Source organism: Nocardioides humi (genome assembly GCF_006494775.1).
GTDB classification, from domain to species: domain Bacteria; phylum Actinomycetota; class Actinomycetes; order Propionibacteriales; family Nocardioidaceae; genus Nocardioides; species Nocardioides humi.
Map to the genome: position 1 here is coordinate 5,764,923 of NZ_CP041146.1, position 16,376 is coordinate 5,781,298.

At 70.5% G+C, this 16,376-nt stretch carries 8 protein-coding genes and 1 pseudogene; 8 read left to right on the forward strand and 1 reads right to left on the reverse strand.

What is annotated here, in order from left to right; genetic code table 11:
• The first annotated feature begins 85 nt into the window (after positions 1 to 85).
• The 8 genes and pseudogenes from FIV44_RS27765 to FIV44_RS27800 all read left to right on the forward strand — a co-directional run bounded on the left by FIV44_RS27765 (position 86) and on the right by FIV44_RS27800 (position 15,445).
• Positions 86 to 2,703: pseudogene (locus tag FIV44_RS27765) on the forward strand (FtsK/SpoIIIE family DNA translocase).
• Positions 2,700 to 4,298: a helix-turn-helix domain-containing protein gene (locus FIV44_RS27770; protein ID WP_141007268.1), complete on the forward strand. Its 1,599-nt coding sequence runs from the start codon at positions 2,700 to 2,702 to the stop codon at positions 4,296 to 4,298. The pseudogene FIV44_RS27765 and the gene FIV44_RS27770 overlap by 4 nt, the downstream one beginning before the upstream one ends.
• Before the next feature lie 43 nt (positions 4,299 to 4,341).
• Positions 4,342 to 5,781, forward strand: coding sequence for a 30S ribosomal protein S12 methylthiotransferase RimO (gene rimO / locus FIV44_RS27775; protein ID WP_141007269.1), 1,440 nt, complete (start codon positions 4,342 to 4,344; stop codon positions 5,779 to 5,781).
• Positions 5,778 to 6,428, forward strand: a complete 651-nt coding sequence (gene pgsA, locus FIV44_RS27780; RefSeq protein ID WP_141007270.1) for a CDP-diacylglycerol--glycerol-3-phosphate 3-phosphatidyltransferase — start codon at positions 5,778 to 5,780, stop codon at positions 6,426 to 6,428. Before rimO ends, pgsA begins: the two co-directional genes overlap by 4 nt.
• Before the next feature lie 202 nt (positions 6,429 to 6,630).
• Positions 6,631 to 12,030 (forward strand): ExeM/NucH family extracellular endonuclease, encoded by a 5,400-nt coding sequence (locus FIV44_RS27785; protein WP_141007271.1) that lies wholly within the window; start codon positions 6,631 to 6,633, stop codon positions 12,028 to 12,030.
• An 83-nt stretch (positions 12,031 to 12,113) separates the two neighbouring features.
• Positions 12,114 to 14,516 carry a bifunctional metallophosphatase/5'-nucleotidase gene (locus FIV44_RS27790; protein WP_141007272.1) on the forward strand — a complete coding sequence of 801 codons (2,403 nt, stop codon included), beginning with the start codon at positions 12,114 to 12,116 and terminating at the stop codon, positions 14,514 to 14,516.
• A 59-nt stretch (positions 14,517 to 14,575) separates the two neighbouring features.
• Positions 14,576 to 15,085, forward strand: coding sequence for a CinA family protein (locus tag FIV44_RS27795; RefSeq protein WP_141007273.1), 510 nt, complete (start codon positions 14,576 to 14,578; stop codon positions 15,083 to 15,085).
• Positions 15,086 to 15,127: 42 nt separating this feature from the next.
• On the forward strand, positions 15,128 to 15,445 hold the full coding sequence (locus tag FIV44_RS27800; RefSeq protein WP_425465184.1) for a helix-turn-helix domain-containing protein: 318 nt from the start codon (positions 15,128 to 15,130) through the stop codon (positions 15,443 to 15,445).
• A gap of 12 nt (positions 15,446 to 15,457) precedes the next feature.
• On the opposite strand, the gene htpX is transcribed toward FIV44_RS27800, so the two are convergent.
• On the reverse strand, positions 15,458 to 16,330 hold the full coding sequence (htpX, locus tag FIV44_RS27805; RefSeq protein ID WP_141007275.1) for a zinc metalloprotease HtpX: 873 nt from the start codon (positions 16,328 to 16,330) through the stop codon (positions 15,458 to 15,460).
• Positions 16,331 to 16,376: the final 46 nt, after the last annotated feature.

Genomic DNA, 16,376 nt, shown 5'->3' on the forward strand with positions numbered 1-16,376 from the left:
TGCCGGAGGTCGCCTCCCGCCGCGCTGCCGACACACCCGCGTGTGGTGCGTGTGACTGGAGTGACGATCGCCTAGGTTTGGTGTCATGGCGACCCGTACGTCTTCCCCGCCGGGGTCGCGCAGCAGGACCAGCTCTTCCTCACGCTCGGGCGTGAAGAAGACAGCCAGCTCGCGCTCCCGGAGTACGACCACCAAGAAGCGCCCCGCGGCCAAGAAGTCCGCGGCCCGGCGACCGGCCCCGCGCGCCGTGCGCAACGGCCCCGGGCCGGTGCTGCGCGTCTTCGCCGCCCTCGGCAGGGGAGTGGTCGCCCTGTGGCTCGCGTTCGCCCACGGCATCGGCGCGGTCACCCGCGGCGTCGGCCACGGTGCCCGGGACATCGCGCCCGAGCAGCGCCGCGACGGCTTCGGCCTGCTCCTCGTGGCGGTGTCGCTGATCGTCGCCGCCGCCGTCTGGTTCGAGGTGCCCGGCGGCGTCATGGACTTCACCCGGGCGGCCGTGTCCGGCACGGTCGGCAAGATCGGCTGGTTCGTGCCGCTGCTGGTGCTGCTCGCCGGCTGGCGGGTCATGCGCGACCCGGCCGGCAACGGCCCGGTCGGGCGCCAGGTGATCGGCTGGACCGCGTTCTCCTTCGGCCTGCTCGGCATCGTCCACATCGCCAACGGCAGCCCGGAGCCCGTGCAGGGCGACACGATGCCGCTGCGCGACGGCGGCGGAGCCGTCGGGTACGTCGTCTCGGCCCTGCTGCTCGACCTGCTCCGCGCGCCGGCGGTCGTCGTACCGCTCCTGGCGCTGCTCGCCTTCTTCGGCGTCCTGGTCATCACCGCGACGCCGCTGTACCGCGTGCCCGACCGCCTGCGCGAGATCGGCGACCTGCTGCTGGGTCGCCACCACGCGGACGACGACGAGGCGACCCAGGCGATCGGCCTGGACGACACCTTCGAGCGGATGGGCGACCCGGCGTACGACAGCCCGGTGCTCGCCGAGCCCAAGAGGCGCCGGCGCAAGAAGGCCGAGGAGCCGAACCCGTCCGAGGAGTCGATGGAGCTGCTCGAGCCCATCGACGTCCCGCTCACCGACGACGAGCCGGCCGAGCCGGTCGACCCGGAGGCGGGCTCCAACGCGCTGATCGCCCGGCGGCTGGCGCAGTCCGGCGCCGACGACGAGACCGGCGAGCTCGAGCCGCCGCCGCACGCCGACCTGCCGCAGCGCGTCGAGCAGCTCGCCCTGTCCGGCGACATCGTCTACTCGCTGCCCGACGCCTCCGCGCTCAAGCCGGGCGACCCGCACCGGGCCCGGTCCAAGGCCAGCGACGAGGTCGTGAGCCGGCTGCAGACCGTGCTCGACGAGTTCAACGTCGACGCCCAGGTCACCGGCTACACGCGGGGCCCGACGGTCACCCGGTACGAGATCGAGCTCGGCACCGGCGTCAAGGTCGAGAAGATCACCAACATCCAGAAGAACATCGCCTACGCGGTGGCCACCTCGGACGTGATGATCCTCAGCCCGATCCCGGGCAAGTCCGCCGTCGGCGTGGAGATCCCCAACACCGACAAGGAGATCGTCACCCTCGGCGACGTGCTGCGCTCGGGCGTCGCGCGCGGCGACCACCACCCGCTGGTGACCGGCCTCGGCAAGGACGTCGAGGGCGGCTTCGTGGTCGCGAACCTCGCCAAGATGCCGCACCTGCTGGTCGCGGGCGCGACCGGCTCCGGGAAGTCGAGCTTCATCAACTCGATGATCACCTCGGTTCTGATGCGCTCCACGCCCGACGAGGTCCGGATGATCATGGTCGACCCCAAGCGGGTGGAGCTGAACGCCTACGAGGGCGTCCCGCACCTGATCACGCCGATCATCACCAGCCCGAAGAAGGCCGCCGAGGCGCTCGAGTGGGTCTGCCGCGAGATGGACATGCGGTACGACGACCTCGCCAACTTCGGCTTCCGGCACATCAACGACTTCAACAAGGCCGTCCGCGAGGGGAGGGTCGAGGTCCCGCCGGGCAGCGAGCGCACGCTGTCGCCGTACCCGTACCTGCTGGTGATCGTCGACGAGCTCGCCGACCTGATGATGGTCGCCCCCGCGACGTCGAGAGCTCGATCGTGCGGATCACGCAGCTCGCCCGGGCCGCCGGTATCCACCTGGTGCTCGCCACGCAGCGGCCGTCCGTCGACGTCGTGACCGGCCTGATCAAGGCCAACGTCCCGTCGCGGCTGGCGTTCGCCACGTCCAGCCTCGCCGACAGCCGGGTCATCCTCGACACCCCCGGCGCGGAGAAGCTGGTCGGCCAGGGCGACGGCCTGTTCCTGCCGATGGGCGCCTCGAAGCCGATCCGGGTCCAGGGCTCCTGGGTCAGCGAGCCGGAGATCCACCAGGTCGTCAAGCACTGCAAGACCCAGCTCGAGCCGGTCTACCGCGAGGACGTCACCGCGCCGGCGGCGTCCAACAAGGTCCTCGACGACGACATCGGCGACGACATGGACCTGGTCGTCCAGGCGATCGAGCTCGTGGTCTCCACCCAGTTCGGCTCCACGTCGATGCTGCAGCGCAAGCTCCGGGTCGGCTTCGCGAAGGCCGGCCGGCTGATGGACATCCTCGAGAGCCGGGGCGTCGTCGGCCCCAGCGAGGGGTCCAAGGCGCGCGACGTCCTGGTCAAGCCCGACGAGATCGACTCCGTGATCGCGACCATCCAGGGGGAGGCATGACCGAGAGCCCGGCGGAGCGTACCGAGCCCACCGAGCGGCGGATCGAGGTACGCCGCCATGTCGCCCTGTCCGCATCGGTGGGCGGGTTCTCGGCCCTGCTCACCGTCGCCTTCGCGGTGCGCGCGTTCGGTGGCGGCACCACCCTCGACTGGGTGTCCTTCGGGGTGCTGGCGCTGATCACGATCGCGCACGCCGCGGCACTGGTCGACGGGCGGGCGCCGCTGCTCGTCGCCGACGACCAGGGCGTCCGGCTGCGCCAGGGCGCGCTCTGGCGGGGGATCGCCTGGCCGGAGATCGACTGCCTGGAGCACCTGCCCCGCCGCGGCCTCGTCCGCGACGGCCACATCCTCGTCGACGGGTACGACGACCAGCAGCTCGTCGTGCCCCTGACCCTCGCCACCCGGGTCGTCGGGGTCGAGTCGGGCTCGCTCAGCGACGTCCTGGCCGAGCTCGCCGACGGCCGCGCCGACGTGGTCGAGGTGGTGCCGGACATGGCCGAGGACGCCGCGGAGCGCGAGGAGTCGGTGCCGCAGCTCAGCGACCTGTACGCCGACGAGACCCCCGCCGAGCCCGAGGAGCGCCGGGGGATCGCGGCCCGCGTGGCCGCCGGGCTGTCGGGCGACGGGCCGGCGGGCGACGGCCATGACGCGTCCGACTTCGAGGACACCGGCGAGGTCGTGCTCGCCACCGACGACGAGAGCACCGACGAGATCGCCGCGGTGACGGAGGACCCCGACGTCGCCGACGAGTCGCCCGCGCCGGAGCGCCCGACCGTGCTCGCCGCGCGGGTCGAGCTGGACCGGCCGACCCTGGTGCGCGCGCCGGTCGCCGACGATGCCGCGTCCGTCACCGTCGTACTCGACGACCTGGCCGTGCAGCCCGCCGCGCAGCCGGTGATCGGCCCCGAGCTGACCGCCGCGCGCGACCGGCTCCGCCTCACGATCGACCAGCTCTCCGAGCGCACCCGGATCCGCCCCCACGTCATCGAGGCGATCGAGGTCGACGACTTCGCACCGTGCGGCGGCGACTTCTACGCCCGCGGGCACCTGCGCACCCTCGCGCGGGTGCTCGGCATCGACGCGGGACCGCTCGTGGCGTCGTACGACGAGACGTACGCCGACGCGCCGGTCGACCCCCGCCGCGTGTTCGAGTCCGAGCTGGCGACCGGAGCGGGGGGCTCGATCCGCAGCACCCGCGGCGGCCGGAACTGGTCGGTGCTCATCGCGGCCGTGATGGGCGCGGTGCTGGTGTGGTCGGTCGCACGCCTGGTGATGGGCGGGCCCGCTCCCGTCGGCGACACCCCGGTGCTCAACCAGAGCGGCGGGATCTCGAAGGCCGCCGCGGCCAAGGGCGACCCGGTCGAGCTCACCCTGACCGCGGCGGGCGGTGGCGCGCAGCTGGTGATCCGCGACGCCGCCGGCGAGATCGTGTTCGACGGCGACCTGGCCTTCGGCCAGACCTCGGAGCTGAAGGTCGTGCCCCCGGTGCGGATCTGGAGCTCGGACGGCTCGGTGACCTACGCCATCGGCGGCAAGAAGGCCCAGGCGCTGGGCGAGACCGGCGCCGAGGTCTCCAAGACCCTGGTCGCTCGCTGACGAATCCCGGCGCGGGCCCTCGCGCCGGTATCCTCGACCGGACATGACCAGCACACCCACGAACCCCGTCTCGGTCGCGCTGCTCACCCTCGGGTGCGCCCGCAACGACGTCGACTCCGAGGAGCTGGCCGGCCGGCTCGCCGCCGACGGCTTCACCCTCGTCGACGACCCCGAGAGCGCCGACACGGTCGTGGTCAACACCTGTGGCTTCGTCGACGCCGCCAAGAAGGACTCGATCGACACGCTGCTCGCGGCCGCCGACCTCAAGGAGTCCGGCCGGCCGCAGGCCGTCGTGGCCGTGGGCTGCCTGGCCGAGCGGTACGGCGAGGAGCTGGCCGACTCGCTGCCCGAGGCCGACGCGGTGCTGGGCTTCGACGACTACCAGGACATCTCCGGTCGGCTGCGCTCGATCCTCGCCGGCGAGCGGCCGCACCCGCACACGCCGCGGGACCGGCGCCTGCTGCTCCCGATCAGCCCCGCCGAGCGGCAGGCGGTCGTCGAGGCGCCCGCCGACGTGGACGTCGCGATCCCCGGCCGCTCCGCCGTCCGGCGCCGGCTCGACGGCGGGCCGATGGCGCCGCTCAAGCTGGCCAGCGGCTGCGATCGGCGCTGCACGTTCTGCGCGATCCCGATGTTCCGCGGCTCGTTCGTCAGCCGCCGGCCCTCCGACGTGCTGCAGGAGGCGGCCTGGCTGGCCGGGCAGGGCGTGAAGGAGCTCTTCCTCGTCTCGGAGAACTCCACCTCCTACGGCAAGGACCTCGGCGACCTCGGCCTGCTCGAGACCCTGCTGCCCGAGCTCACCGCGGTCGAGGGCATCGAGCGGGTCCGGGTCTCCTACCTGCAGCCCGCCGAGACCCGCCCCGGACTGGTCCGGGCGATCGCGACCACGCCCGGCGTGGCGCCGTACTTCGACCTGTCGTTCCAGCACGCCAGCGCGACCGTGCTGCGCCGGATGCGCCGCTTCGGCGACCCGGAGAGCTTCCTCGGCCTGCTGTCGCAGGTGCGTGCGCTCGCGCCCGAGGCGGGTGTGCGCTCCAATGTCATCGTCGGGTTCCCGGGGGAGACCGAGGAGGAGTTCCAGACGCTGTGCGACTTCCTCGTCGCCGCGCGGATGGACGTCACCGGCGTGTTCGGGTACTCCGACGAGGACGGCACCGAGGCCGCCAGGCTCGACGGCAAGCTCGACGAGGACGAGATCCACGCCCGGGTGCAGCACCTCGACGACCTGGTCTCCGAGCTGACCTCCGAGCGCGCCGAGGAGCGGATCGGCTCCGTGGTCGAGGTGCTGGTCGAGGAGCTCGACCCCGACGGCACCGGCGACGGCACGGTCGAGGGCCGCGCCGCCCAGCAGGGGCCTGAGGTCGACGGCACCACCCGGGTGCTCGGCGTACCCGATGTGCGCGTCGGCGACCTGGTGCGCGCCGTCGTCGTCGCGTCCGACGGCGTCGACCTGATCGCCGAACCGGCAGGAGGACGGTCATGAGCGAGACCAGCACGGGGGAGACCCCGGCGGCGGCCACGCCGAGCAACTGGAACCTCCCCAACGCGCTGACGACCCTGCGGATCGTCCTGGTCCCCTTCTACGGCTGGGCGCTGCTGTACGACGGCGGCGACTCGATCACCTGGCGCACCGTCGCCTGGGGCATCTTCTTCGTCGCCATGGTCACCGACAAGGTCGACGGCGACATCGCCCGCGCCCGCAACCTGATCACCGACTTCGGCAAGATCGCCGACCCGATCGCGGACAAGGCGATCACCGGCATGGCCTTCATCGGGCTGTCGATCATCATGGACACCTGGTGGATGTGGACGATCACGGTCGTGGTGCTGGTCCGCGAGTGGGCGGTCACCCTGCTCCGGCTCTCGGTGCTCAAGTCCGTGGTGATCGCCGCCGCCCAGAGCGGCAAGTGGAAGACCGTCGCCCAGGCCCTCGCCCTCGGCCTGCTCAGCCTGCCGCTGCTCGAGGTCGGGGACGAGGTCGGCTGGCTCGACGTCCCCGGCCAGATCACCTGGGGCGTCGCGATCGTGCTGCTGCTGGTCGCCTTCGTGCTGACGATCTGGTCCGGCTACGAGTTCTTCCGCGACGTGTGGCGCCAGCGGCACAGCATCCGCAGCACGCCGGCCGCCTGACGACCTCCTTCGCTACCGGCCGCAAGGGCAACACCTGACGGTACGACGTCACCTTTTCGTCACTTGATTTTCTCCGGCCTCTTGCCAGTCGGGTGGTCGATCAGCCTAGGGTCGGGGCTCTTCCCCGCGTTTTGTCCTTCGCGCACGCACTTTCTCGGGGTGCAGGGCGCTACGCCGCTTTGTCGACCCCGGAAGAAGTTCGATGCGTTCAGCGAAGCAGTTCCTGTTCGGTTCCCTCGGCGTGGCCCTCGCCGTCTCGGGCCTGACCGCTCTCAGCGCGGCGCCGGCCCACGCGGTGGCCGGTGTCTTCATCTCCGAGTTCCACTACGACGACAGCACTCCGGGGGACAGCGGTGGGGTGGGCGAGTTTGTCGAGGTCACCGCGCCGGCGGGGACCGACCTTACGGGCTGGACTGTTCAACTGGTCAACGGGAGCAACAACAGCGTCTATCGCACCGACGGGTTTTCCGCCACCATCGCGGACCAGGCGGACGGTTGGGGGACCGTCGTGGTGGGGTACCCCCCGACCACGAGCGGAACGGTCCAGAACGGCTCGCCCGACGGCATCGCCCTGATCGACGCCGGCGGCAGCGTCGTGGAGTTCATCTCCTATGAGGGCGAGATGACAGCGATGCTGGGCACGCCGGCCGTGAGCGTGTCGTCGGTCGACACCTTGGTGAGCGAGACCAACTCCACCCCAGGGACCGACTCTCTTCAGCGACTGGTCGACGGCACCTGGGCTGGACCTGCGGCGCATACACGCGGGGTGCCGAACGGCTACGGGGATGTGACCTCTCAGCCGCTCGCGGCCACCAACCCCGGCAACAAGAGCTTCTTCGTCGACACGCTCATCACGCCGATCGCCCTCGCAGCGACCGGCGGGACGCCGCCCTACACCTGGGAGATCACCGCCGGCACGCTGCCCGATGGCCTCAGCCTCTCCGGCGCCCAGATCTCCGGTACGCCGACGGCCGCGACCAGCTCACCGGCCGAGATCACGGTGACGGTGACCGATGACGAGGCCGCCACGGCGAGTACGACCTTCACCGTCACCGTCGACGACGCTCCGGAGATCAAGCCGATCGCCGAGCTGCAGGGCACCGAGGGCCGGTCGCCGTACGCCCCGGAGACGGGGATCGGGCAGGGGCCGGACACGGTGACCACGACCGGTGTGGTCACCGGCATGTACCAGGACCCGGCGTTCGTCAACAGCGGCTTCGACGGATTCACCATCCAGACCGGTGGCACCGGCGGCGAGGTCCCGAGCGGCGGCTCGAACGGCATCTTCGTCTACTACGGGAACAACACCATCCCGGCCGGCATCGAGATCGGGGACTCCGTCCAGGTCACCGGCCGGATCAGCGAGTTCTACGGACTCACCGAGATCAACGTGACCAGCGCGGGCGTGGTCGAGCTCGGCACGCCGCTCCCAGCGGTCACGCCGCTCGCGACGACGTTCCCGACGACCGACGCGGAGCGCGAGGCGCTGGAGAGCATGCTGATCGAGCCGCTTGGCGACTTCACGGTCACCAACGCCTACGCCACCAACCAGTACGCCGAGGTGGGGCTCGCGGCGGGCGACGAGCCGCTGAAGCAGCCCACCGAGTTCGCCGACGCCACCGACGAGGCCGCGGTGCAGGCGATCCGGGACGAGAACGCGGAGCGTGCTGTGACCCTCGATGACGGTACCGGGGTCAACTACCTGCAGAACCAGACCACCAAGGCGCAGCCGGTGCCGTGGCTGACCCAGGGAGCGGGAGCCAACCCGGCGCCGCCGCGCGTGGGTGCCGACGTGACCTTCCAAGCGCCGGTCGTCCTCGACTACCGCAACGACACCTGGAAGTTCCAGCCGCAGTTGCCGGTCACGACCGACGGCGCCGCCGTGGCGACCTTCGAGGACGCCCGCGCCGGCGACGGGACACCGCAGGACGTGGGCGGCGACCTCAAGCTCGCGACGTTCAACGTCCTCAACTACTTCAACACCACAGGTGAGGCCTACGCTGCGGCGGGGCCGGCGCAGGACCCGCCCCTGGACACCTTCTGCACCTACTACACCGACCGGCAGAGCAATCGGATCGGCAACAACTCCTGCGGCGTGCGACTGCTCGACGACCCGGACACTCCGACCGACGAGTCCGGCACCAACGACGGCCGCGGTCCCCGTGGCGCCGCCACCGCGGTCAGCCTGGCGCGACAGGAGGCGAAGCTGGTCCACACGATCAACGCGCTCGGGGCCGACATCATCGCCCTGGAGGAGATCGAGAATTCCATCAAGCTGCCGGGCGAGAGCAACCGGGACGACGCCCTCGCCAACCTGGTCAGGATCCTCAACGACGCCGCCGGTGCCGGCACGTGGGCCTACGTGAAGAGCCCGGGCAGTGCCCTCAACGCGACCGCGGTTGCCGAGCAGGACACCATCCGCTCCGCCTTCATCTACCGCGCCGCGGTCGCCGAGCCCGTCGGCCAGTCCGACATGCTCTTCGGCACCACCGAGTTCGCCAACGCCCGTGAGCCACTGGCACAGGTCTTCAAGGCGAAGGGCGCACCCGACAGCCACGGCTTCGCGGTGATCGCCAACCACTTCAAGTCCAAGGGCGACAACCGCAGTCCGGCGCCTCCTGCCACCGGGGACAACGCCAACCACGCGGAGGTCGGGGCGTTCAACGGCGACCGGATCCGCCAGGCCACGCGTCTCGTGCAGTACGCCGACGACTTCGCCGCCGCACGCGGTGTGGAGCCGGTGTTCCTCGTCGGTGACTTCAACTCCTACACGATGGAGGAGCCGATCGGCGTCCTCACCGACGCCGACTACGAGATTGTCGAGTCCGACACGCCGGGTGAGGAGACCTATTCCTACGACGGCCTCTCGGGTTCGTTGGACCATGTCCTTGCCAACGAGGCGGCGATGGAGATGGTGACCGGGGCCGACATCTGGCAGATCAACGCCAACGAGGCGGCGTCCTTCCAGTACAGCCGCCACAACTACAACGTCACCGACTTCTGGCTGCCGAACCGGCCGTGGGCGACCTCCGACCACAACCCGGAGGTCGTCGGCCTCGACGTGCCCGCCTTCACCCCCGTGACGTACAAGGAGGTCCAGATTCTCGGCACCAACGACTTCCACGGGAGACTCCTGCCCGACGGCGGCAACGCCGCCGGCGCGGCGCCGTTCGCCACCGCGGTGGAGGAGTTGCGGAGCCAGAACCCGGCCGGCACGGTCTTCGTGGCCGCCGGCGACCTGATCGGCGCGTCGACCTTCGAGTCGTTCATCCAGCAGGACGAGCCGACGATCGAGGCGCTCAACGCCATGGGGCTCGAGGTCTCCGCGGCGGGCAACCACGAGTTCGACCGCAGCTACGCGGATCTGGTGGGGCGGGTCCAGGAGCTCGCCGACTGGGAGTACATCGCCGCCAACCTCGCCTACGACGACTCCATCGCGACCGAGGACCAGCTCGCGAAGACCTGGACCACCACCCTCGACGGGGTCCAGGTCGGCTTCGTCGGCGCGGTCACCGAGGACCTGCCGACCCTGGTCAACCCGCAAGGCATCGACGGCATCACGGTCACCGACATCGTCGATGCGACCAACGCCGCCGCGGAGGGCCTGAAGCAGGCCGGCGCCGAGCTGGTGATCCTGCTGGTGCACGAGGGCGCGTCCTCGACCGACTGCTCGTCCCCGACCTTCACCGACGGGGACACGACCTTCGGCAATATCGTCCAGAACACCTCCGCCGACGTGGACGCGATCATCTCCGGCCACACCCACCTGGCGTACAACTGCAAGTACACCGTGGCGGACTGGGTCACCCAGGGACGTGACGTCACCAAGCGACCGGTCGTCTCGGCCGGCCAGTACGGCACGAACCTCAACCAGCTCGTCTTCAAGTTCGACGAGGACACCGGCGAGCTGAAGGCGCTCTCGCAGGAGGTGATCGCCACCGCCGGCGTCGGCTACGAGGCCGACCCGGACGTGCAGCAGATCGTCGACGACGCGGTCGACCACGCCGAGGACGCCGGCAGCGTGGTGCTCGGCACGATGGACGGTCCGTTCAGGCGGGCGACCTACACCTCCTCCGCGGGAGCCACGGAGAACCGTGGCGGCGAGTCGACGCTGAACAACCAGGTCGCCGAGATGCAGCGCTGGACCACCGAGCAGGCAGGCATCGAGACCGACATCGCGTTCATGAACCCCGGTGGCCTCCGCAAGGACATGGAGGGCACGGCGAACCCGGATGACGCTGCGCTGCGCGACGTGAGCTACCGGCAGGCGGCCGACGTCCAGCCCTTCGCGAACACGCTGGTCAACATGAAGCTGACCGGTGCGCAGATAGAGGAGGTCCTCGAGGAACAGTGGCAGCGCAACGCCCAGGGCGGCGTTCCCTCGCGACCGTTCCTGCGGCTGGGCGTCTCGTCGGGCTTCACCTACACCTACACCGAGACCCCGGTGACGGTGTCGGCGCCGAACTCGGCTCCGGTGAACACCTTCCAGGGCGAGGTCACCGCAATGTGGCTCGACGGCGAGCCCGTCGACGCCGAGCAGGTCTACTCGGTCACCGTCAACTCCTTCCTTGGCGGGGGCGGCGACAACTTCTGGACCTTCGCCGACGGCGGGGACAAGGTCGACACCGGCAAGGTCGATCTGGAAGGCGTCGTCGACTACATGGCGCAGTACGACCAGCACGCTCCGCTGGCGGTCGACTACGGTCAGCGCGCCGTGAAGGTCACCTTCCCGAGCGATGCTCCGACCTCGTACGAGGCAGGCGACACGGTCGACTTCGACATCGCCTCGTGGTCGATGTCGGCGACCGGCGACCGGCAGGACGGTGAGGTCCAGGTGAAGCTGGGCGAGGAGGTGCTGGGTACCTTCACGGTCAACAACGACGCCAGCACCACCGCCTACGACAACATCGGCAGCGCATCGGTGTCAGTGACCCTGCCGCAGGACGTTCCGGGCGGTGCCCACGAGTTGACGCTCTATGGCCCGGTCACCGAGACCGCGGTTCCGGTGCGGATCGAGGTTCCTGAAGCCCCGGAGACGCCGGTCGTCAGCAACTCCGTCCCCACGGTCTCCGGCGACCCGCGGGTGGGACAGACCCTGACCGCGACGGCGGGAACCTGGACCCCCACGCCCGACTCGGTCGGCTTCCAGTGGTACGCGAACGGCGTGCCGATCACGGGAGGGACCAGCGCCACGCTGCGGCTGACCGGAGCCCAGTCCGGCGCCGCCATCACGGTCGCGGTGACCGCTCACGCGGCGGGCTTCGTCGACGCCACCGCGGTCTCGGCGCAGGTCGGGCCGGTCGTCAAGGGCGCGGTGCAGATGAGCGTCAAGACCAAGCCGGGCAAGATCAAGCTCCGCAAGACCAGGACGAAGGTGAAGGTGACCCTCGTCAACGTCGACGGAGTGCCGGTGACCGGTCGGGTCAAGATCAAGGTGAAGGGCCAGAAGGCCAAGAAGGTCACCGTGGTCGACGGCAAGGCGAAGGTGAGGCTGAAGAGGTTCACCTCCACCGGTGCCAAGAAGCTCAAGGTCACCTACCTCGGCAGCGACGCGCTCTCGCCGGTCAAGACCAAGACGACGGTCTGGGTGGTGCGCCGCTGACCGCTCGTCCGAACCCGCGGGCCGTTGCGGTCACGTGTGTTCCCTTCCCGCCAACCTTCTCGACGACCCCTCGGAGGAAGTACATGCGTTCACTGAAACAGATCCTCGCCGGATCCCTCGGCGCGACGCTCGCGCTCTCGGGCCTGGCCTCCCTGAGTCCGGCGCCGGTCCAGGCAGCCGGTCCTGAAGTCGAGGTTCAGATCCTCGGCACCAACGACTTCCACGGTCGGCTGCTGCAGAACGCTGGCAGCAGGGAGGCCGGTGCCGCCGTGCTTGCCGGCGCGGTGAACCAGTTTCGGACGGAGAACCCGAACACGGTCTTCGCGGCGGCCGGAGACCTGATCGGTGCATCGACGTTCGAGTCCTTCATCCAGAGGGACAAGCCGACCATCGACGCGCTCAACGCGGCGGGCCTCGATGTCTCCGCGGTGGGCAACCACGAACTCGACCAGGGCTACGACGACCTGATCAACCGGGTGACGGCGCCCTACGACCCCACCACGAATCCCGAGGGCGGCGCCGAGTGGCAGTACATCGCAGCCAACCTGAGGATGAAGGACTCCGATGACCCCGCGGTCGACGCGACCTACATCCAGACGGTCGGCGGCAAGGAGATCGGCTTCGTCGGAGCGGTCACCGAGGATCTCCCCTCCCTAGTGTCGCCCGCCGGGATCGCCGACATCCGGGTCGACGACATCGTCGACTCCGTGAACGCCGCGGCGGCCGAGCTGAAGGACGAGGACGGCGTGGACCTCGTCGTCATGCTCGTCCACGAGGGCTCGGCGTCGGTGGACTGCGACTCTCCGCAGTTCACCGATCCGACGACGACCTGGGGCAATATCGTCCAGAACACCTCCGCCGCCGTGGACGCGATCATCTCCGGTCACACGCACCTCGCCTACGACTGCTCCTTCCCGGTCGCCGAGTGGGCCGACCGCCCGGTCACGGAGCGTCCGGTGGTGTCCGCGGGCCAGTACGGCATGAACCTCAACCGACTGGTGTTCACGATCGACGACGACGGCGTGACCGGCGTCGACACGGCGCTCGTGCCGCTGATGACCGAGGACCCGGACGGCCCCTCCGGCCCCCTCCTGCCGGAGCCGCTCTACCCCGCCGACCCGGCGGTCACTGACATCGTGCAGGACGCGGAGGACCAGGCCGAGGTGCTCGGCGCAGAGGAGCTCGGGCAGATCGCGGCGCCCCTCAACCGCGCTAAGCTCGAGAACGGCACCACCGAGAACCGCGGTGGCGAGTCGACGCTGGGCAACCTGGTCGCGGAGGTACAGCGCTGGGCGACGGAGAGGTCGGAGTCGGGCAGCGCACAGATCGCGTTCATGAACCCGGGCGGTCTCAGGCAGGACATGGTCGGTACGGTCGTCGATCAGGACTATCTCGATGAGCACCCCGACTCGACGGCCCAGATCGGTGACCGCATCCTGACGTACAAGCAGGCCGCGGTGGTCCAGCCGTTCGCCAACACGCTGGTCAACATGAGGCTCACGGGCGCCCAGATCAAGAAGGTGCTCGAGCAGCAGTGGCAGCGTGCGGCCAACGGGACGGTGCCCTCGCGGCCGTTCCTGCGGCTCGGCGTGTCGAAGGGCTTCACCTACACCTACTCCGAGAAGCCGGTGACGGTCGAGGGCACACCGACGTTCGCGGGCGAGGTCACCGGGATGTGGCTCAACGGCGTGCCGATCAGCCCCACGGCGACGTACTCGGTGACGGTGAACTCGTTCCTGGCCTCCGGTGGCGACAACTTCTTCGAGCTGGCCAACGGCGCGAGCAAGGCCGACACGGGCAAGGTCGACCTGCAGGCGATGGTCGACTACCTCGCGGAGAAGGCCGCCACGGACCCGCTGCCGGTCGACTACAGCCAGCGCGCCGTCGGCGTGAGCTTCCCGGCCGGTGCGCCGAGCGCCTACGCGCCGGGCGCGACGGTGGCCTTCGACGTGAGCTCGTGGACCATGGCGACCGCCGACGACACCAAGGACACCGAGGTCCAGGTCAGGCTCGGCGCCACGGTGCTGGGCTCGTTCCCGCTCGACAACACGATCGGGACCGACGTCTACGACCAGTACGGCAAGGCCGGCGTGAGCGTGACGCTGCCGGCCGGCACGCCGGGCGGAGCCCAGGCGCTGACCCTGGTCGGCGCGCAGACCGGCACCCAGGTCCAGGTGCCGATCACGGTGGCGTCCGCGGTGACGATGAAGATCAAGATCAAGCCGAAGCGGGTCGTGGCCGGCAAGACGCGGGCCAAGGTCGTCGTCCAGGTCCGCGACGCGGCAGGCGCGCCGGTCAACGGCACCGTCAAGATCAAGGTCAAGGGCCAGAAGGCCAAGACGGTGACGGTCGTCGACGGCAAGGCCAAGCTGAAGGCCAAGAAGTTCGCCAAGGCGGGCAAGAAGAAGGTCACCGTCACCTACCAGGGCAGCGACACGACGCTGCCCGCGAAGGCGAAGAAGAAGATCAAGGTGGTCCGCCGCTGACGCGGGACACCCTGACCTGACCGAGGGCCTCGGTCGGTACCCCATGGCACGATGCGCTCATGGAGTCACCGGCCGAGGCCCTCGTCCATGCCCTGCGCGACGCCGATGCCGGGGTCGCGACGGCCGAGTCCCTCACCGGTGGGCGGCTCGCGGCGCGGCTGACCGACGTGCCGGGCTCGTCGGCGGTGTACGCCGGGGGCGTGGTGAGCTACCAGACCCACATCAAGATCGAGGTGCTCGGCGTCCCCCGGGCCGTCGTCGACCGGCACGGCGTGGTGTCCGCGGAGTGCGCGCGGGAGATGGCCGAGGGTGCGCGGCGGCTGCTCGGGACGACGTACGCGCTCAGCACGACCGGCGTCGCCGGGCCCGACGAGCAGGAGGGCAAGCCGGCCGGCACCGTGTTCGTGGGCCTGGCCGGCCCCGCCGGGACCCGGACGCTCGCCCTCGGGCTGTCGGGGGACCGCTCCACGATCCAGGACGCGACCGTGGACGCCGCGGTGGCCGCGCTGGCGGAGGCGCTGGCGCGCTCAACAGGCGGGCAGCCAGCGGAAGATTCGGCGCTCGGGTAGCGTTGTGCCCAGGACCCCCGTCCACCCACCCACGGAGAGGAGATCGCGATGGTGCTCTTTCGCCGATCGCTCGGTGACATCCTGCGGAGTCGCCGTACCGACCTCGGTCTGACCCTCCGCGAGGTCTCCGGTGCCGCGCGGGTGAGCCTGGGCTACATCTCCGAGATCGAGCGTGGCCAGAAGGAGGCGTCCTCCGAGCTGCTCGCGTCGCTGTGCGACGCGCTCGAGATGCCGCTGTCCGACGTGCTCCGCGAGGTCGCCGACGCGGTCGCGCTCGAGGAGGCCGCCGCCCTGGTGGCCGCCGCCCCCACGCCGATCACGCCGCGTCGCGCGGGCGAGGTCGTCGCCTCCGCCGCCTGATCCGCGCGAGGCTCAGCGGCCGGCCATCGCCTCCAGCCGGGCGATCCGGTCGGCCATCGGCGGGTGGGTCGAGAACATCCGCTGGACGTCCGCCGCCCGGAACGGGTTGGCGATCATCATGTGGCTGGCGTTCTGCAGCTGCGGCGTGGGAGCCAGGGGCGCACGGGCGGTGCCGGACTCCAGCTTGCGCAGCGCGGAGGCGAGCGCGAGCGGGTCGTCGGTGAGCCGGGCGCCGTCCTCGTCGGCGTCGTACTCCCGGGTCCGGCTGATCGCCATCTGGATGATGCCGGCCGCGAAGGGCGCGAGCAGCGCGGTGCCGATCATGACCAGCGGGTTGGCCCGGTTGCCGTTGTTGCCGCCGCCGAAGATCGAGGAGAACGCCAGGAACTGCGCGACCGAGCTGATCACGCCGGCCACCGCAGCGGCGACCGAGCTGGTCAGGATGTCGCGGTTGTAGACGTGCATCAGCTCGTGGCCCAGGACGCCGCGCAGCTCGCGCTCGTCGAGCAGGCCGAGGATGCCCTCGGTGCAGCACACCGCCGCGTGCTGCGGGTTGCGGCCGGTCGCGAACGCGTTCGGCGCCTGGGTGGGGGAGAGGTACAGCGCCGGCATCGGCTGGCCGGCCTTCTGGGAGAGGTCCCGCACGATCCGGTACATCGCCGGCTGCTGCGACTCCGAGACCGGATAGGCGTGCATCGCCTTGATCGCGAGCTTGTCGGAGTTCCAGTAGCCGTACGCCGTCGTGCCGACGCCGATCAGCGCGAAGATCCAGATGAACGCCGAGTTCCCGGTCGCGGCCGCGATCAGGCCGCCGACCACGAGCAGCAGCGCGAAGATGGCGCCGAACAGGCCGGCGGTCTTGAGGCCGTTGAAGTGGCGGTGCATGCCTGGTCAACGAACGGCGGTGGGTGCCGCGTTCCGCGCTCGGAAG